This window comes from Isoptericola sp. F-RaC21, from assembly GCF_038593535.1.
Lineage (GTDB): Bacteria > Actinomycetota > Actinomycetes > Actinomycetales > Cellulomonadaceae > Isoptericola.
Genome location: NZ_JBCFYX010000001.1, coordinates 929438 through 947710, shown reverse-complemented (window position 1 = coordinate 947710; position 18273 = coordinate 929438). Strand labels below are relative to the sequence as shown.

Genomic DNA, 18273 nt, shown 5'->3' with positions numbered 1-18273 from the left:
CACCCCGGCCCAGGGCGTGCGGACCCCTGAAGGGCGCGCCGCACGCACCGGGCCCTGACGGACAGGTGTGCCCCATGAAGACCATCGACACCCTGGGCGAGCTGCGCGGCAAGCGCGTCCTCGTCCGCTCGGACTTCAACGTGCCGCTCGACGGCACCACCATCACGGACGACGGCCGGATCAAGGCCGCGCTGCCCACGCTGCAGCGCCTTCTCGAGGCCGGCGCGCGCGTGGTCGTGACGGCTCACCTCGGCCGTCCCAAGGGCGAGCCGAACCCCGCCTACTCCCTGGCGCCCGTGGCCGCGCGCCTCGGCGAGCTGATCGGCCAGGACGTCGCGCTCGCCGCCGACGTGACGGGCCCGTCGGCGCAGCAGACCGTCGCCGGCCTGGGCGACGGGCAGCTGGCCCTGCTGGAGAACGTCCGGTTCGACGCCCGCGAGACCTCGAAGGTCGACGCCGAGCGCGAGGAGCTGGCCGGCGAGCTGGCCGCCCTGGCCGACGCGTTCGCCTCCGACGGCTTCGGCGTCGTGCACCGCAAGCAGGCGTCGGTCTACGACGTCGCGAAGCTGCTCCCGGCCGCGGCCGGCGACCTCGTCCTCAAGGAGGTCGAGGCCCTCTCGCGTGCCACCACCGACCCGCAGCGGCCGTACGCCGTCGTGCTGGGCGGCTCGAAGGTCTCTGACAAGCTCGGGGTCATCGAGAACCTCCTGACGAAGGCCGACCGCCTCCTCATCGGCGGCGGCATGGTCTTCACCTTCCTGGCCGCGCAGGGCCACTCCGTGGGCTCGTCGCTGCTCGAGTCGGACCAGGTCGACACGGTGAAGGGCTACCTCGCGCAGGCCGCCGAGTCGGGCGTCGAGATCGTCCTGCCCACGGACGTCGTCGCCGCCGACTCGTTCGCCGCCGACGCGCCGCACCGCACCGTGCCGGCCGACCAGATCCCCGACGGGACGATGGGGCTCGACATCGGCCCGGAGGCCGGCGCGCTGTTCGCGGCGCGGCTCGCGGACGCCAAGACCGTCGTGTGGAACGGCCCGATGGGCGTGTTCGAGTTCGACGCGTTCGCCGCGGGCACCCGCGCCGTCGCGCAGGGCATCGTCGACGCCACCGCGGCCGGCGCGTTCTCGATCGTGGGCGGGGGCGACTCGGCCGCGGCCGTGCGTGCGCTCGGCTTCGACGAGGCGGGCTTCAGCCACATCTCCACGGGCGGCGGCGCGAGCCTGGAGCTGCTCGAGGGCAAGGACCTCCCGGGCCTCGCCGTCCTCGCGGACTGACAGCCGACCGATCCTTCCCACCCCAGCACGAGAGAACGAGGAGCCCATCGTGGCCACCACCCGCACGCCCCTGATGGCGGGCAACTGGAAGATGAACCTGGACCACACCGAGGCGATCGCCGCGGTCCAGAAGCTCGCGTGGACGCTCAAGGACGCGAAGCACGACTACGAGGCCGTGGAGGTCGCCGTCCTGGCGCCGTTCACCGACCTGCGGTCGGTGCAGACGCTCGTCGACGGCGACAAGCTCGACGTGCGCTACGGCGCCCAGGACCTGTCGACGCACGCGTCGGGCGCCTACACCGGCGAGGTCTCGGGCCCGATGCTGTCCCGCCTGGGCTGCACCTACGTGGCGGTCGGGCACTCCGAGCGCCGCGAGTACCACGCCGAGGACGACGCGCTGGTCAACGCCAAGGTGCGCGCCGCCTTCGAGCACGGCCTGGTGCCGATCCTGTGCGTCGGGGAGGGCCTGGACGTCCGCAAGGCGGGCGAGCAGGTCTCGTACACCCTCGCGCAGGTCGACGCGGCGCTGGCCGAGGTGCCCGCGGAGCAGGCCGCGCAGGTCGTCATCGCCTACGAGCCCGTCTGGGCGATCGGCACGGGCGAGGTCGCGACGCCGGAGGACGCGCAGGAGGTCTGCGGCGCGATCCGCGGCCGCCTCGCCGAGCTGTACGGCGAGGAGCTCGCCGCGGGCGTGCGCGTGCTGTACGGCGGCTCGGTGAAGTCGGGCAACGTCGCGCAGATCATGGCGCAGCCCGACGTCGACGGCGCCCTGGTCGGCGGCGCGAGCCTCGACCCGGTCGAGTTCGCGAAGATCGCGCGCTACCAGTCGCACGTCGCCTGACGCGACGCGCGCACCGCGGGCCCCGGGCCCGCACGACGGACGCCTCCCGGATCGTCACCCGATGGAAACATCGGTGTTCGCTTCGAGAGGCGTCCGTCACTTACTCTTGACCCGGCCGGGACGACGTCCTGGCCCGGGACGCACACCAGCCCGCCCCGCGGGGCGGGCGACGAACGAGGACAGCCGAGGACACCGTGGACGTTTTGCAGATCATCCTTCAGGTTCTCCTGGTGATCACCAGCGCCTTCCTGACCCTGCTCATCCTGATGCACAAGGGCAAGGGCGGCGGTCTGTCCGACATGTTCGGCGGGGGCATCTCGAGCGCCGCCGGCAGCTCCGGCGTCGCCGAGCGCAACCTCAACCGGATCACGGTGAGCTTCGCGCTCGTCTGGTTCGTCGTGATCGTGCTGCTGGGCCTCATCACCAAGGTGAGCTGAGCCGGCACGAGCGCGACAGTCGCCGGCCGGGCTCGGACCCGACCGGCGCGGGGGCACCAGGGCCGGGCACGAGCCCGGCCCGACGGTTCACGAAGATCGTCCGTGGGCGTACGCCCACTGAGTCGAAGGTGAGGACGACAGCACGTGGCTACAGCCGGTCATGCGATCCGGGGCTCGCGCGTGGGCGCGGGTCCGCTGGGAGAGTCCGAGCGCGGCGAGGCGGCACCCCGGGTGCGGGTCTCGTACTGGTGCGCGAACGGGCACGAGACGACGCCGAGCTTCTCGGCGAACGAGGACGTCGAGCCTCCGGAGTTCTGGGACTGTCCGCGTTGCGGCTTCCCCGCCGGGCTCGACGCGGCCAACCCGCCGGAGCCGGCGCGGAACGAGCCGTACAAGACGCACCTGGCGTACGTGAAGGAGCGCCGGTCCGAGGAAGACGGTGCGGCCCTGCTCGAGGAGGCGCTCGCGACGCTGCGGGCGCGCCGGACCGGGTTGCGCCGGGCGAGCTGACGCCGCCGGAGGGAGTCGCAGGGCGGGCCGCCGTCCACCTGTCGAGACGGTGGTGCCGGGCGTAGTCTGGCCGCATGTTCGAGGAAGGCCAGCTCTACGCCCCCGTCACCGAGGACGAGCACGGCGTCACGGTGCACCTCACGGACGACCATCCCGGCGCGAACGACCCGGAGTACCGGCGCCGGCGCGAGGTCATCGCCGGCCCCGCGCTGCGCTGGTCGCCGGGTGACCCGGTGCCGCGCGTCGAGTACACGGACGCGGAGAACGCCATCTGGCGCACGGTGTGCGCCGAGCTCGCCCCGAAGCACGAGCGGCTCGCGATCCGCGGGTACCTGGAGGGCAAGGAGGCCCTGGGCCTGCCCACCGACCGGGTGCCGCAGCTCGACGAGGTGAGCGCGGGCCTGGAGCCGCTCAGCGGCTTCCGGCTGCACCCGGCTGCCGGCCTGGTGCCGCTGGACCAGTTCTACGGGTCGCTCGCCGACGGCGTCTTCCACTCCACGCAGTACCTGCGGCACGGTTCGCAGCCGCTGTACACCCCGGAGCCGGACATCATCCACGAGGTGGTCGGGCACGGGAACCTCCTCGCGAACCCTGCGATCGCCGAGGTGAAGCGACGCGCGGGCGAGGCGGCGCGGCGGTGCGAGACCGCCGAGGGCCTGCAGTTCGTGGCGGACGTCTTCTGGTTCACCATCGAGTTCGGCGTGATGTACGAGGACGGGGAGCTGCGCGCGTACGGCGCGGGCCTGCTGTCCTCGTACGGCGAGATCGAGGAGTTCCGCGGGGCGACGATCCTCCCGCTCGACTTCTACTCGATGGGCACCGTCGAGTACGACATCTCGCACTACCAGCCCACGCTGTTCGCGTGCGACGGGATGAGCGAGCTCACCGAGCGCGTGGGGGAGTTCTTCGCCGAGTTCGACGACGAGACGCCCGCCCGCCTGCTCGCCGACCGGCGGCGGGCGCTTCGCTGATCGAGCCTGTCGAGATCCAGGGACCGGGTTTCGACAGGCTCAACCAGCGGGTGTGGTCTCGACGAGCTCGACCAGCGAGGCGCCGGCAGGATCAACCGGCCGCGGCCGCGTCCAGCAGCCACAGCGTGCGCTCGGTGCCGCGCGCCCCCGCGGCCGGGACGTCCACGACGGGGCCGCCGGCGAGGGCCGCGGCGGCCTGGGCCGCCTTCTCGGCGCCGGCCGCGACGACCCACACCTCGCGGGCGCGGCGCAGGGCGTCGAACGTCAACGAGACGCGCTCCGGCGGCGGCTTCGGGGAGCCGTGCACCCCGACGGTCGCGCCGCGCGCGGTGAGCCCGTCGTGCCCGGGGAAGAGCGACGCGACGTGGCCGTCCGGGCCCATCCCCAGCAGCAGGACGTCGAACGCCGGCACCGCCGCCGGGGAGTCGCCGGAGGGTCCGCCGGCCTCGGCGAAGGCCGCCAGCTCGGCGGCGTAGGCCGCGGCGGACTGCTCCGGGGTCTCGACGGTGACGCCGCCGACCACGGCGCCGCGCGCCGGCATCGCGTGCACGTGGTCCTCGGGCAGGCCGGAGTCCGCGATGAGCGCGTCCACGAGAGCGGCGCGGGCCTGGCTCTCGTTGCGGTCCGGGTCGCCGTCGGGCAGGAAACGCTCGTCGCCCCACCACAGGTGCACGCCGGACCAGTCCACGGCGCCGCGCAGCGGGCTCGCCGCGACCGCCTCGAGCGTCTTGATGCCGACGGTGCCGCCCGTGAGCACGGCGTGCACCGGCGTGCGGACCGACTGGGCGTCGAGGAGGCGGGTGAGCAGGCGGGCCGCGGCGGCCTCGGCGAGGACCGTCGCGTCCGGGTGGACGACGGCGAGCGGCGCGGCGCCGGGCGCGCCGGCGCTCACTTGCCCGCCTTCACGGTCTCCACCCTCGTCAGGCCCTTGGTCAGGACCTCGCCGTAGAGCTCGTCGGGGTCGAGGCGGCGCAGCTCCTCGATGAGCGCCTCGCTCAGCGCGCGGATGGGCAGCGCCATGCGGCGCTCCGGCTTCTCGGGCTGCGTGATCGACACGACGCGGCCGTCCGGACGGTCGAGGACGATCGGGCCGCTCTTGCGCTCCAGCGTGACGCGGGTGATGGCGTCGTCGCTGTCGGTGCGCACCACCGTGGCGGGGCAACGCAGCCGCTGGCCGAGCCACGCCGCGAGGAGGTCGAGGGAGGTGTGCTGCTCCTGCCCCTCCACGCTCACGGCGGTGACGGGCTCGAAGGGCGGCTGCTCCACCGCCGCGGCGATGAGGCCGCGCCAGAGGGTGACGCGCGCCCACGCCAGGTCGGTGTCGCCCGGGCTGAACGTGCCCGCCAGGCGGTGCAGCATCGCGACCGGGTCGGCCGCCGTGGTCGAGTCCGTGATGCGACGCTGGGCCATGGCGCCCATGGGGTCCGCCGACGGGTCGTCGGGCCCGCCCGTGGGCCACCACACCACGATCGGCGCGTCCGGCAGCAGCAGGGGCATGACGAGCGTGTCCGGGTGGTCGAGCATCGGGCCGCCCGCGCGCAGGACGACGACCTCCGAGGCGCCCGCGTCGCCGCCGACGCGGATCTCGGCGTCGAGCCGCGGCACGGAGCCGTCACGCTGGGCGAGCGGGGCGACCACGACGACCCGGCACGGGTGCTCGTGGCTCGCCTGGTTGGCGGCGCGCACGGAGCCCTCGATGTCGGCCTCCTCGGCGACGACGACGAGCGTGAGCACCCGGCCCAGCGCCACGGCACCGCCCTCGTCGCGCAGGTGCGCCAGCCGCTTGCCGACCGCGTTCGTGGTCGTGTCCGGCATGTCGATGATCATCGGGGCTCTCCTCGGTGGATCCGGCACAGGTGGCGGCGGCTCGCCGCGGCGCGTGGGGCGTCGTCAGGGATGGCGGCGCGTCTCACGGGCGCCGCCACGAGCGGCCGTCGCGGGCCATCATCTTGTCGGCGGCCTCCGGGCCCCAGGTGCCCGAGGCGTACTGCTCCGGCTTGCCGCGGCCGGCCCAGTACGAGGTGATCGGGTCGAGGATCTTCCAGGAGAGCTCGACCTCCTCGCGGGTCGGGAAGAGGGGCGGGTCGCCGAGCAGCACGTCGAGGATGAGGCGCTCGTAGGCCTCGGGCGACGACTCGGTGAAGGAGTGGCCGTACCCGAAGTCCATCGTGACGTCGCGGACCTCCATCGCGGTGCCGGGCACCTTGGCGCCGAACCGAAGGGTGACGCCCTCGTCGGGCTGCACCCGGATGACCAGCGCGTTGTTGCCCAGGTCGGAGGTGAGCGACGACTCGAACGGCAGGTGCGGCGCCTTCTTGAAGACGACGGCGACCTCGGTGACGCGCCGGCCCAGGCGCTTGCCGGTGCGCAGGTAGAACGGCACGCCCGCCCAGCGGCGGTTGTCGATCTCGAGCTTGACGGCGGCGAACGTCTCCGTCGTGGAGTCGGGGTTGAAGCCCTCCTCCTCGAGGAAGCCGACGACCTTCTCGCCGCCCTGCCAGCCGGAGGCGTACTGCCCGCGGGCGGTGTGGCGCCCGAGGTCGCGGGGGAGCCGCACCGAGGACAGCGCCTTGATCTTCTCGGTGCGCAGGGCCTCGGCGTCGAAGTTGACGGGCTCCTCCATCGCGACGAGGGCCAGCAGCTGGAGCAGGTGGTTCTGGATGACGTCGCGGGCGGCGCCGATGCCGTCGTAGTAGCTCGCGCGCCCGCCGATGCCGATGTCCTCGGCCATGGTGATCTGCACGTGGTCGACGTAGTTGCTGTTCCACAGCGGCTCGAACATCTGGTTCGCGAACCGCAGCGCGAGGAGGTTCTGGACCGTCTCCTTGCCGAGGTAGTGGTCGATGCGGAACACGGACTCGGGGTCGAAGACCTGGGAGACGACGGCGTCCAGCTCCTGGGCGCTCTTCAGGTCGTGGCCGAACGGCTTCTCGATGACGACGCGGCGCCACGCCTCCGGGGACGACTTCGACAGCCCCGACTCCGACAGCTGCCGGCAGACCAGCGGGAACGCGCTCGGCGGGACGGACAGGTAGAACGCGTGGTTGCCGCCGGTGCCGCGCTCGGCGTCGAGCTGCTCCACAGTCTGGCGCAGCCGCTCGAACGCGGCGTCGTCGTCGAACGACCCCTGCACGAACCGGATGCCCTCGGCGAGCTGGCGCCAGGTGGCCTCGCGGAACGGCGTGCGCGCGTGCTCCTTGACGGCGTCGTGCACGACCTGGGCGAAGTCCTCGTCCTCCCAGTCGCGGCGGGCGAAGCCCGTCAGCGCGAACCCGGGCGGCAGCAGGCCGCGGTTCGCCAGGTCGTAGACGGCGGGCATGAGCTTCTTGCGCGACAGGTCGCCCGTGACCCCGAAGATCACCAGGCCGCTGGGGCCGGCGATGCGGGGGAGCCGCAGGTCGAGGGGGTCGCGCAGCGGGTTGTGCTCGGCGGTGATCTTGGCCGGTCTCACGAGGTGGGCACCGTTCTTCGTCGTGCGGGCGGGAGGTGGTGCGGGCCCGGGGGCGCCAGGGCGCCCCCGGGGGAAGGGTCAGGAGCCCTGGGCCTTCAGCCCGGCGGACGCGGTGTCCAGGAGCTCGGTCCAGGAGTCCTCGAACTTGCGGACGCCGTCGGTCTCGAGGTGGTCGGTGACCTCGGAGAGCGAGACGCCGAGGGACTCGATGGTCTCGATCGTGCGGCGCGCCGCGCCCGCGGTCCCGCGGACGGTGTCTCCGGTGACGACGCCGTGGTCGGCGAACGCCTGCAGGGTCGGCTCGGGCATCGTGTTCACGACGCCGTCCGTCACCAGCTCGGAGACGTACAGGGTGTCGGGGTACTCCGGGTTCTTCACGCCGGTCGACGCCCACAGCGGCCGCTGCGGGTGCGCGCCCGACGCCGCGAGGGAACGCCACTGGTCCGTGCCGAGGAACTGCTCGTAGGCCTCGAACGCGAGGCGGGCGTTGGCGACGGCGGCCTGCCCGCGCAGGTCGAGGGCCTCGGGGGTGCCGATCTTCTCGAGGGCGGCGTCCACGGACGAGTCGACCCGGGAGACGAAGAACGACGCGACGGACCCGATGGGGGCGAGGTCGATGCCGTCGGCGCGGGCCTGCTCGAGGCCGATCGCGAAGGCCTCCATGACCGAGCGGTAGCGCTCGATCGAGAAGATCAGGGTGACGTTGACACTGATGCCCTGGGCGAGGGTCCGCGAGATCGCGTCCAGGCCCGGCACCGTCGCGGGGATCTTGATGAAGACGTTCGGGCGGTCGACGATGCGCCACAGGCGCTCCGCCACGACCACCGTCTTGTCGGCGTCGTACGCGAGCCGCGGGTCGACCTCGATGGACACGCGCCCGTCCACCCCGTCGGTGGCGTCGTAGACCGGGCGCAGCAGGTCCGCGGCGGCACGCACGTCGTCGGTGGTGATCGTCTCGACGGCGGCGTCGACGTCGGAGCCGGCGAGCTCGGTCAGCTGCACGTCGTAGGCGTCACCGCTGGACAGGGCCTTGGCGAAGATCGTCGGGTTGGTCGTCACGCCGACGACGCCCCGCTCGGCCACGAGGGCCGCCAGGTTGCCGCTGCGCAGGCGCTCCCGCGACAGGTCGTCGAGCCAGATGGACACCCCGGCGCCGGTCAGGTCGGTGATCGGTGCGGGGACGGTGCTCTGCGTCATCGGACGTCCTTCCAGGTCGGAAGCCCCTGCGCGGGAGGTCTCGACAGGGGTCGGGTGGGGCGCCGCGGGGGCGACGCCCCACCCTGGGAATCTACGAGCGCTCAGGCGGCGTCGCCAGCGCCGCGCACGGCGGCGAGCGACTCCTTGGCGGCGGCCGCGACGGCCTCCGCCGTGATGCCGAACTCCCGGTACAGCGTCTGGTAGTCGGCCGAGGCGCCGTAGTGCTCGAGCGAGACGCTGCGGCCGGCGTCGCCGACCACGTCGCGCCAGCCCTGCGCGACGCCCGCCTCGACGGACACGCGCGCCTTGACCGCGGACGGCAGCACCGACTCGCGGTACGCGGCGTCCTGCTTGTCGAACCACTCGCGGCTCGGCATCGACACGACGCGGGCGGCGATCCCCTCGGCGGCGAGCTGCTCGCGCGCCTGCACGGCGAGCTGCACCTCGGAGCCGGTACCGACCAGCACGACGTCGGGCGCACCCGTCTCGTCGTTCGTGGCGTCGATCAGGGTGTAGCCGCCCTTGAGCGTGCCCTCGGCGCCGGCGAAGCCGTCGGTGCCGCGCGGGAACGTCGGGACGTTCTGGCGGGTCAGGACGATGCCGGCCGGGTTGGCGGTGTTCTCGAGGATGCCGCGCCAGGCCCACGCGGTCTCGTTCGCGTCCGCGGGGCGGACGACGTCGAGGCCGGGGATGGCGCGCAGCGCCGCGAGGTGCTCGACGGGCTGGTGCGTGGGGCCGTCCTCGCCGAGGCCGATGGAGTCGTGCGTCCACACGAACGTCGTCGGGATCTCCATGAGCGCCGCGAGGCGGACCGAGGCCCGCATGTAGTCGGCGAACTGGAGGAACGTGCCGCCGTAGGGGCGGGTGAGGCCGTGCAGCACGATGCCGTTGAGGATCGCGCCCATGCCGTGCTCGCGGATGCCGAAGTGCAGGGTGCGCCCGAAGGGGTTGCCCGGGAACTTCTTGGTCGCGTGCTCGACGGGGATGAACGACGGCTCGCCGTCCATCGTGGTGTTGTTCGAGCCGGCGAGGTCGGCGGAGCCGCCCCACAGCTCGGGCAGCACGTCCTTGAGCGCGGTGAGGACCTTGCCGGACGCCGCGCGGGTGGCGACGCCCTTCTCGGAGGCCTCGAAGACGGGGAGCTCGTCGGTCCAGCCGGCGGGCAGCTCGTGCGCGGCGAGCCGGTCGAGGAGGGCGGCGCGCTCCGGGGCGGCGGTGCGCCACGCGGCGTACGACTTCTCCCAGGCGGCGCGCTGGTCGGCCTGGCGCTCGGCGACGGAGCGCGTGTAGGAGAGCACCTCGTCGTCGACGGCGAAGCTCGCCTCGGGGTCCAGGCCGAGCGCGACCTTGAGGCCCGCGACCTCGTCGGCGCCCATGGCGGAGCCGTGGATCCCGCCGGTGTTCTGCTTGGTGGGCGAGGGCCAGCCGATGATCGTGCGCAGCGCGATGAACGACGGGCGGTCGGTCTCGGCCTTCGCGGCATCGATGGCCGCGGCGAGCGCGTCGACGTCCTCCGCGTAGCCCGTGCCGCCCTGCGTCCAGTCCACGCGCTGCGTGTGCCAGCCGTACGCGGCGTAGCGCGCGAGCGTGTCCTCGGTGAACGCGATGTCGGTGTCGTCCTCGATGGAGATCTTGTTGTCGTCCCAGATCACCACGAGGTTGCCGAGCTTCTGCGTGCCGGCCAGCGACGAGGCCTCGGAGGTGACGCCCTCCTGCAGGTCGCCGTCGGAGGCGATCACGTACACGTGGTGGTCGAACGGCGACTCGCCGGGCGCGGCGTCGGGGTCGAGCAGGCCCCGCTCGCGGCGGGCGGCGAACGCCATGCCGACGGCGGACGCGAGGCCCTGGCCGAGCGGGCCCGTGGTGATCTCGACGCCCGGGGTGTGCCGGTACTCGGGGTGGCCCGGGGTCTGCGAGCCCCAGGTGCGCAGCGCCTCGAGGTCGGAGATCTCCATGCCGTAGCCGGCGAGGAACAGCTGGAGGTACAGCGTGAGGGAGGAGTGACCCGCGGACAGGACGAACCGGTCGCGCCCGACCCAGTGCGGATCGGAGGGGTCGTGCCGCAGCGTCTTCTGGAACAGGAGGTACGCGGCGGGGGCGAGCGAGATCGCCGTGCCGGGGTGGCCGTTGCCGACCTTCTCGACGGCGTCGGCCGCCAGCGCCTTGATGGTCTTCACCGCGCGGTCGTCGAGCGCGCTCCACTCGAGCGGGGCGACGACGGGGTCGAACGCGTTCACAGATGTGCCTCTTTCCTGCCCGGAGCGAGGCCCCGGGTGATTGCTGCTGCTCTGCCGGTACGGGGCGCCGTCGTGTCGGACGCCGCACGGGGTCCTGGGTCGACGGCGGGGCACGGTGGCGTGGGGCCGACCGGGACGGACGGCCCGCTGTTCACCGTTGTGCAGCACCACCCTAGCGCCGAGCATTCCCACCACGCCCGTCCCGACACCGTTCGTCCCATCAGGTGAGCGGGGCGTCACGCCGGCCGGAGGATGTCCGGGGAGATGACGCCTGCGCGGGCATTTCTCACAGCCACGCCGCCACCGCCCGGGCCGCCGGGTCGCTGACCTCGGCGTACGATGAGGCGGCGGCCGAACCACCGTCGCCCGAGCTCCCCGGACCCCCAGCCGAGAACGGACAAGCACGCGCGTGAGCACCACGAGCACCACGACGTCCCACCCCCAGTCGCCGACCCGCGCGGCCGTGCGGGCCGAGCGGGAGCGTGCCGATGCGGACCGGGCGGACCGCCGCGGAGCGAACGCGGACCAGGGCGGGGGGACGGGCACGCCGGGCAAGAGCTGGCGCGACCGCCTCGGCGCGTACGTCGCGCTGACCAAGCCGCGCATCATCGAGCTGCTGCTCGTCACGACGCTGCCGACGATGATCCTCGCGCAGGACGGGCTGCCCAGCCTGTGGCTCGTCGTGCTCACCCTCGTGGGCGGCACCCTGGCCGCGGCGTCGGCGAACGTCTTCAACTGCTACCTCGACCGCGACATCGACCAGGTGATGAACCGCACCAAGCGGCGCCCGCTGGCGACGGGGGAGATCACGCCGCGCGCCGCGCTCGTCTTCGCCACCGTGCTGGGGGCCGTGTCGCTGCTGTGGTTCGCGCTGCTGGTCAACCCCGCCTCGGCGTGGCTGACCTTCGCCGCGATCGCGATCTACGTCGTCGGCTACACGATGATCCTCAAGCGCCGCACGCCGCAGAACATCGTGTGGGGCGGCATCGCCGGGTGCATGCCCGTCTTCATCGGCTGGGCCGCGGTCACGGGGTCGCTGAGCTGGGCCGCGGTCGCGCTCTTCGGGGTCATCTTCTTCTGGACGCCCCCGCACTACTGGCCGCTGTCGGTGAAGTTCAAGAAGGACTACGCCAACGCCGGCGTGCCGATGCTGCCGGTGGTCGCCACCGACCGCCGCGTGGCGGTCGAGATGGTCGCGCACACGGTCGCCATGATCGCGTGCTCGCTCGCCCTCGTGCCGCTCGCCGGGATGTCGTGGTTCTACACGGCCGCGGCGGTCGCGTCGGGCGGCTGGTTCCTCTACCTCGTCATCGCGATGCTGCGCCGCGCCGGGCACCCCGAGCGCGGCAAGCTCGGCGCGATGAAGGTCTTCCACGGCTCGATCACGTACCTCACGGTGCTGTTCATCGCGGTCGCCGTGGACGTCTTCCTGCCGTTCTGAGCCCGGCGGGTCGCCGGCGCGGGGCATGATGTCCCGGTGCCCGACTCGTCGTCCGCCCCGCCCCTCCCGCCCCCGCTGACGGCCGCGCTGCAGGACTACCTGGCGCACCTCGGCGTCGAGCGCGGGCTGTCGGCCAACACCGTCGCCGCCTACCGTCGCGACCTGGGTCGGTACGCCCGCCACCTGGCCGCCACCGGGCGGTCCGGGCTCGCCGACGTGGGGGAGCGCGACGTCGAGGACTACGTGCTCGTGCTGCGGCAGGGGTCGGACGGCGGAGCACCGCTGTCGCCCTCGTCGACCGCCCGCGCGCTGGCCGCCGTGCGCGGCTGGCACCGGTTCGCGCACGCCGAGGGCACCACCAGCGCGGACCCGGCCTCCCAGGTGCACGCCCCCAGCGCGCTGCGCCGCCTGCCGCACGCCCTGTCGATCGACGACGTCGCCCGCCTGCTCGAGGCCGCGGGCGCCGGGGAGGGCGCGGTGCCGCTGCGCGACCGGGCCCTCCTGGAGGTGCTCTACTCGACCGGCGGGCGCATCAGCGAGGTGGTGGGCCTCGACGTCGACGACGTCGACGGGCTGCTGGACGACACCGCCGGCGACGCTGCCGACGACGACGGTGCGAGCGGCGGGGCGCCCCGCGCGGGGTCCGTCCGCCTGCGCGGCAAGGGCGACAAGGAGCGCGTGGTGCCGGTGGGCTCGTACGCGCGGACGGCGCTGGAGGCGTACCTGGTCCGCGCGCGGGCACCGCTCGCCGCGGCGGGCCGCGGCACCCCGGCGCTGTTCCTCAACACGCGCGGCGCGCGGCTGTCGAGGCAGAGCGCGTGGTCGGTGCTGCAGTCGGCGGCCGAGCGGGCGGGCCTGACGCAGCACGTGTCGCCGCACACGCTGCGGCACTCGTTCGCCACCCACCTGCTCGCCGGCGGCGCCGACGTGCGCGTGGTGCAGGAGCTGCTCGGCCACGCCTCGGTGACGACCACGCAGATCTACACGATGATCACGCGCGACGCGCTGCGCGAGGTGTACGCCGCGGCCCACCCCCGGGCGCTGGGCTGACGCGCGGCCGGACGCCGCCGGCGCGTGATGGGCGGCGCGCCCGGCGTGCCGCCCGGACCCCGTGAGGCCCTGGGGTAGCGTGACGCAGGTGAGCGAGGGACTCGGGAGCGACACCATGACGCAGACGACCACGAGCGACGCCTCACCGGCCGCGGCCACCGCGACCAGTCCCGCCCCGGGCAGTCCGGCGGGCGGGCCCGAGGAGCCGCGCACCGACGTCGTCGGGCGGCCGCTGCCCGACTTCCGCGACCCGGCGCCGCTGGCGTCCCACGGGCCGGCGCGCATCGTCGCGATGTGCAACCAGAAGGGCGGCGTCGGCAAGACCACCACGACGATCAACCTGGGCGCCGCGCTGGCCGAGTACGGCCGCCGTGTCCTGCTCGTCGACTTCGACCCCCAGGGCGCCGCGTCGGTCGGCGTGGGCGTCAGCCCGCACGACCTCGACCTGAGCGTCTACAACCTCCTGATGGAGCGCGACGTCAGCTTCACCGACGTCCTGCAGCCCACCAACATCGAGGGGCTGGACGTGCTGCCGGCCAACATCGACCTGTCGGCGGCGGAGGTCCAGCTCGTCGGCGAGGTGGCCCGCGAGTCGGTGCTCGCCCGCGCGCTGCGGCCGGCGCTGGACGACTACGACGTCATCCTCGTGGACTGCCAGCCGTCGCTCGGCCTCCTCACCGTCAACGCCCTCACCGCTGCGCACGGCGTGCTCATCCCGCTGGAGTGCGAGTTCTTCGCCCTGCGCGGCGTGGCCCTGCTCGTCGAGACGATCGAGAAGGTGCGCGACCGGCTCAACCCGGCGCTCGAGATCGACGGCATCCTGCCGACCATGTACGACTCGCGCACCCTCCACTCGCGCGAGGTCGTGGCGCGCGTGCACGAGGCGTTCGGCGACACGCTGCTGCACACCGTCATCGGGCGCACGGTGAAGTTCCCGGACGCGTCCGTCGCGGCCGAGCCGATCACCAACTACGCCCCCACCCACGCCGGCGCCGCCGCGTACCGGCAGCTCGCGCGCGAGCTCGTCGCCCGTGGTGACGCTGCCTGACGTCGCCCCGGAGCAGGGGACGGCCGTCGGCGCGGCGGACGACGTCGATGCCGCCGGCGCCCGGCCGGGGTTCGAGGTGCACCTCGACAACTTCACCGGCCCGTTCGACCTGCTGCTGTCGCTGATCGCCAAGCACGAGCTGGACGTCACCGAGGTGGCGCTCGCGGAGGTGACGGACGAGTTCGTCGCGCACATCCGCGAGGCCGAGGCCGAGGCGCGCGCGGCGGAGTCGCGCGGCGAGGAGCACCCGTCGTGGGACCTCGGCACGGCGAGCGAGTTCCTCGTGGTCGCGGCGACCCTGCTGGACCTCAAGGCGGCGCGGCTGCTGCCGGGCGTCGTCGAGGAGGACGCCGAGGACCTGGAGCTCCTCGAGGCGCGCGACCTGCTCTTCGCCCGGCTGCTGCAGTACCGCGCGTACAAGGAAGTCTCGGGGATCCTCGCCGAGCGGCTCGAGACCGAGGGACGTCGTGTACCGCGGTCCGTGCCGCTGGAGCCGCACCTCACCGCGCTGCTGCCCGAGCTGGTGTGGACCCTCGACGGGGCGCGGCTCGCGGAGCTCGCCGCGAAGGCCCTGGAACCGAAGGCGCCGCCCGTCGTCGGGCTCGACCACCTGCACGCCTCCGCCGTGAGCGTGCGCGAGCAGGCCGGCGTGGTGGCGCGCAGGCTGCGGCGCGAGCACGTCGCGACGTTCCGCGCGCTGGTGGCGGGGGAGGAGCGGCTGGTGGCGGTGGCGCGCTTCCTCGCCCTCCTGGAGCTCTTCCGGTTGGGCCGTGTCGCATTCGAGCAGGCGACGGCGCTGGGGGAGCTCACCGTGCGATGGACGGCGGGCGGCGACGGCGACGATCAGGACGACGACGCGCTCGCGGGCGGCTTCGAGGAGTTCGACGGCACGCCCGGGCAGGACGAGGGGTCGGGGGCGCCCGCGCTGGGCGGCCCCGACGTGACGGAGGTCGTGGCATGACGCAGCAGACGGACGGGCGCGCGGAGGCGGCCGAGCCGCCGGTCGAGCCGCCGGTCGAGCCGACGGTCGAGATCGAGGTGGACGTCGACGACCTGCCGGGCGGGCTGGCGGCGGCGCTCGAGGCGGTGCTCATGGTCGCGGAGTCGCCGGTGCCGGTCGAGCGGCTCGCGGCGGGCGTCGCCCGTCCCGTCCCGGAGGTCGCCGGCGTGCTCGAGGAGCTGGCCGCGGAGTACCGGGGCGAGACGGGCGGCCGCCCGCGCGGGTTCGAGCTGCGCGAGGGCGCCGAGGGGTGGCGCGTCTACTCGGCGCGGGCGCAGGCCGACGTCGTGGGGGCGTTCGTGCTCGAGGGGCAGTCCTCCCGGCTCAGCCAGGCCGCGCTCGAGACGCTCGCGGTGATCGCGTACCGGCAGCCCGTGACGCGCGGGCAGGTCTCGGCGGTGCGCGGCGTCAGCGTGGACGGCGTCGTGCGCACCCTGCTCGCCCGCGGGCTGATCGCCGAGACGGGCCAGGACCCGATGACCGGCGCGGTGCTCTTCGGCACGACCGGCGAGTTCTTGGACCGGATGGGCTGGTCGTCGCTCGAGGCGCTGCCGCCGCTGGCGCCGCACCTCCCGGACGTGGGGGAGGCGATCGCCCTGGACCCGTCCTCGGCCCTCCGCAGCGGGCTGACGGAGGACGGGCCCAGGGCCTGAGGCCTCGCCCCAGCCGCTCTCCCCGAGAACCTCAGGCCACGGTCGCGTCGACCGTGACGTCGACGTTCCCGCGCGTGGCGTTGGAGTACGGGCAGACCTGGTGCGCGGCGGCGACGAGGCCGTCGGCCGTCGCCTGGTCGACGCCGCCGAGCTCGGCGTGCAGCGCCACGGCGAGGCCGAAGCCGCCCTCGGGCGTCGGGTGCAGCGAGACCTCCGCCACGACGGCGGAGTCGCTCAGCGGAGCCTTCTCGCGCCGCGCGACGAGCTTGAGCGCGGAGTGGAAGCAGGCGGCGTACCCCGCGGCGAACAGCTGCTCGGGGTTGGTGGCCCCGCCGGCGCCGCCCATCTCCTTCGGGATCGCGAGGTCGACGTCGAGGAGCCCGTCGTCGGTCCGGGACCGCCCGTCCCGTCCGTCGCCGGTCGCGGTGGCGACGGCCGTGTAGATCGCACCCATGGTGGTTCCCTTCGGTAGGGTTACTAGTTCGTCTACTAGACCACGCGGCGACCGTCGCCGCAAGCACGGGGCCCGGCGGCGCGCCGGGCGTGAGAGGTTGGGCAGATGGAGACCAGCAAGCCGACGGCGACGGCGCCCGGCCCCGCGCGGGGCGGGCGCGGGCAGGTGCGCGCACGGATCCTCGAGGCGGGCAGCCGGCTCTTCTACGCCGAGGGCGTGCGCGCCGTGAGCGCGGACAAGGTGATCGCGGCGGCCGGCGTGTCGAAGGTCACCTTCTACCGGCACTTCCCGACGAAGGACGACCTGGCCGTCGCCTACCTGAGCGGGCTCGCGGCCGCGGAGCGGGAGCAGCTGGACGACATCCGGGAGCAGCACGCCGGCGACGCCGGCGCCACCCTGGCGGCGCTCGCCGCGGCCCTCGGCGACGTGGCGCGCACCGACGTGTTCCGCGGCTGCGCGTTCGTCAACGCCGGGGCCGAGTTCGCCGACCCGGCCCACCCCGTGCGCCGCGCGGTGGCCGACCACCGCGCGTGGTACGCCCGCTTCCTCGCCGACGTCGCGCGCGACGGCGGCGCCGACGACCCCGCGGCCGCGGCGGCCGAGCTGATGATGCTGCGCGACGGGGCGATGGTGTGCGGGGACGTCGACGACGCGGACGCCGTGGCGCCGCGCCTCGCCGCCGGCTTCGCGGCGGTCCTGGCCGCGCACCAGGGCTGACGACCGCGGCGCCCTGCCGCCTGCCGTCGAGCGGGACCCGGGCGACCTGAGACAATCGGGCACCATGAGCACCGAACGCCGCGGCGGGAGCCGCCGCACCCACCGCCCGCAGGGCCCCGCCGCCCCCCGAGCACAGCGCTCGCGCGGGGCCGCGCCCCGTCGTCCCGCACCGCGCTCCGCCGAGCCGGACCGCGACGTGCACGTCGCCGACGGCGTGCGCCTGCAGAAGGTGCTCGCCCAGGCGGGACTGGGCTCGCGCCGCAAGTGCGAGGAGCTGATCGCCGAGGGCCGCGTCGAGGTCGACGGCGTCCTCGTGACCGAGCTCGGGGTGCGCGTGGACCCGGCGAAGGCCGTCGTGCACGTGGACGGCATGCGCGTGCAGCTCGACACGTCGAAGATCACGATCGCGCTGAACAAGCCGCTCGGCGTCGTGTCCACGATGAGCGACCCCGAGGGGCGGCCCACGCTCGCCGACCTGGTCAAGGACCGGCCCGAGCGGCTCTTCCACGTCGGCCGGCTGGACGCCGACAGCGAGGGGCTGCTGCTGCTCACCAACGACGGCGAGCTGGCCAACCGGCTCGCGCACCCGCGGTACGAGATCCGCAAGACCTACCTGGTCACGGTCGCCGGCGGGGAGTTCTACCCCCGGCACGGCAAGCAGCTCACGGACGGCGTCGAGCTCGAGGACGGCCCCGCCCGCGCGGACAAGGTGCGCGTGGTCGACGCCGTCCCGGGCGCCACGATGCTCGAGGTGGTGCTGCACGAGGGCCGCAACCGCATCGTGCGCCGCATGCTGGAGGCCGTCGGCTTCCCCGTGACGCGCCTGGTGCGCACCCGGATCGGCCCGATCGCCCTGGGCGACCTGCGCGTCGGGCGCTCGCGGGTGCTCGGGCGCACCGAGCTCGGCACCCTCATGCGCGACGTCGACATGTGACGTCGGCGGCGCCTCCCGTCCCTCCGTCCGCAGTTCCGAAGTCCCCGCGCGGCAGCCC

General features: G+C 74.0%; 18 protein-coding genes. 12 read left to right on the top strand and 6 right to left on the bottom strand.

Annotation, left to right across the window (positions count from 1 at the left end; genetic code table 11):
* Positions 1-74: 74 nt before the first annotated feature.
* From AAG589_RS04445 to AAG589_RS04425, 5 genes are all read left to right on the top strand, one after another.
* Positions 75-1274 (top strand): phosphoglycerate kinase, encoded by a 1200-nt coding sequence (locus AAG589_RS04445; protein ID WP_430566022.1) that lies wholly within the window; start codon positions 75-77, stop codon positions 1272-1274.
* A gap of 73 nt (positions 1275-1347) precedes the next feature.
* Complete coding sequence (gene tpiA / locus AAG589_RS04440) at positions 1348-2115, top strand: triose-phosphate isomerase (protein WP_430566228.1); 768 nt, start codon at positions 1348-1350, stop codon at positions 2113-2115.
* Between the two features lie 194 nt (positions 2116-2309).
* Complete coding sequence (gene secG, locus AAG589_RS04435) at positions 2310-2552, top strand: preprotein translocase subunit SecG (protein ID WP_380326827.1); 243 nt, start codon at positions 2310-2312, stop codon at positions 2550-2552.
* A 144-nt stretch (positions 2553-2696) separates the two neighbouring features.
* A complete protein-coding gene (locus tag AAG589_RS04430) occupies positions 2697-3062 on the top strand; it encodes an RNA polymerase-binding protein RbpA (protein ID WP_430566021.1) in 366 nt (121 codons plus the stop codon).
* A gap of 74 nt (positions 3063-3136) precedes the next feature.
* Entirely contained in the window at positions 3137-4033 is an 897-nt protein-coding gene (locus AAG589_RS04425; protein ID WP_430566020.1) for a phenylalanine 4-monooxygenase, read from the top strand.
* A 91-nt stretch (positions 4034-4124) separates the two neighbouring features.
* Here AAG589_RS04425 and pgl read toward each other — a convergent pair whose 3' ends face one another.
* From pgl to tkt, 5 genes are all read right to left on the bottom strand, one after another.
* On the bottom strand, positions 4125-4925 hold the full coding sequence (gene pgl / locus AAG589_RS04420; RefSeq protein WP_430566019.1) for a 6-phosphogluconolactonase: 801 nt from the start codon (positions 4923-4925) through the stop codon (positions 4125-4127).
* On the bottom strand, positions 4922-5860 hold the full coding sequence (locus AAG589_RS04415) for a glucose-6-phosphate dehydrogenase assembly protein OpcA (RefSeq protein WP_430566018.1): 939 nt from the start codon (positions 5858-5860) through the stop codon (positions 4922-4924). Before AAG589_RS04415 ends, pgl begins: the two co-directional genes overlap by 4 nt.
* Positions 5861-5942: 82 nt before the next feature.
* Entirely contained in the window at positions 5943-7484 is a 1542-nt protein-coding gene (gene zwf / locus AAG589_RS04410) for a glucose-6-phosphate dehydrogenase (protein WP_430566017.1), read from the bottom strand.
* A gap of 78 nt (positions 7485-7562) precedes the next feature.
* Positions 7563-8681, bottom strand: coding sequence for a transaldolase (gene tal / locus AAG589_RS04405; protein ID WP_430566016.1), 1119 nt, complete (start codon positions 8679-8681; stop codon positions 7563-7565).
* 101 nt (positions 8682-8782) lie between these two features.
* A complete protein-coding gene (gene tkt / locus AAG589_RS04400; RefSeq protein ID WP_430566015.1) occupies positions 8783-10918 on the bottom strand; it encodes a transketolase in 2136 nt (711 codons plus the stop codon).
* 409 nt (positions 10919-11327) lie between these two features.
* Between tkt and AAG589_RS04395 the strand changes: the two genes are divergently transcribed.
* From AAG589_RS04395 to scpB, 5 genes are all read left to right on the top strand, one after another.
* The gene (locus tag AAG589_RS04395; protein WP_430566014.1) at positions 11328-12359 is read left to right on the top strand and encodes a heme o synthase; all 1032 of its coding nucleotides are present in this window, start codon (positions 11328-11330) and stop codon (positions 12357-12359) included.
* Between the two features lie 36 nt (positions 12360-12395).
* Positions 12396-13409 (top strand): site-specific tyrosine recombinase XerD, encoded by a 1014-nt coding sequence (locus AAG589_RS04390; RefSeq protein WP_430566013.1) that lies wholly within the window; start codon positions 12396-12398, stop codon positions 13407-13409.
* Positions 13410-13524: 115 nt separating this feature from the next.
* On the top strand, positions 13525-14457 hold the full coding sequence (locus AAG589_RS04385) for a ParA family protein (protein ID WP_430566012.1): 933 nt from the start codon (positions 13525-13527) through the stop codon (positions 14455-14457).
* Positions 14450-15418, top strand: coding sequence for a segregation and condensation protein A (locus AAG589_RS04380; RefSeq protein WP_446719681.1), 969 nt, complete (start codon positions 14450-14452; stop codon positions 15416-15418). Before AAG589_RS04385 ends, AAG589_RS04380 begins: the two co-directional genes overlap by 8 nt.
* On the top strand, positions 15415-16110 hold the full coding sequence (gene scpB / locus AAG589_RS04375; RefSeq protein ID WP_430566011.1) for an SMC-Scp complex subunit ScpB: 696 nt from the start codon (positions 15415-15417) through the stop codon (positions 16108-16110). The genes AAG589_RS04380 and scpB overlap by 4 nt, the downstream gene beginning before the upstream one ends.
* 31 nt (positions 16111-16141) lie before the next feature.
* Here the strand turns inward: scpB and AAG589_RS04370 are convergent, their stop codons facing one another.
* Complete coding sequence (locus tag AAG589_RS04370; RefSeq protein ID WP_430566010.1) at positions 16142-16564, bottom strand: organic hydroperoxide resistance protein; 423 nt, start codon at positions 16562-16564, stop codon at positions 16142-16144.
* A 105-nt stretch (positions 16565-16669) separates the two neighbouring features.
* Between AAG589_RS04370 and AAG589_RS04365 the strand changes: the two genes are divergently transcribed.
* Together AAG589_RS04365 and AAG589_RS04360 are read left to right on the top strand one after the other, a co-directional pair.
* Positions 16670-17281 carry a TetR/AcrR family transcriptional regulator gene (locus tag AAG589_RS04365; RefSeq protein WP_430566009.1) on the top strand — a complete coding sequence of 204 codons (612 nt, stop codon included), beginning with the start codon at positions 16670-16672 and terminating at the stop codon, positions 17279-17281.
* 64 nt (positions 17282-17345) lie between these two features.
* Positions 17346-18215, top strand: a complete 870-nt coding sequence (locus tag AAG589_RS04360) for a pseudouridine synthase (RefSeq protein ID WP_430566008.1) — start codon at positions 17346-17348, stop codon at positions 18213-18215.
* Positions 18216-18273: the final 58 nt, after the last annotated feature.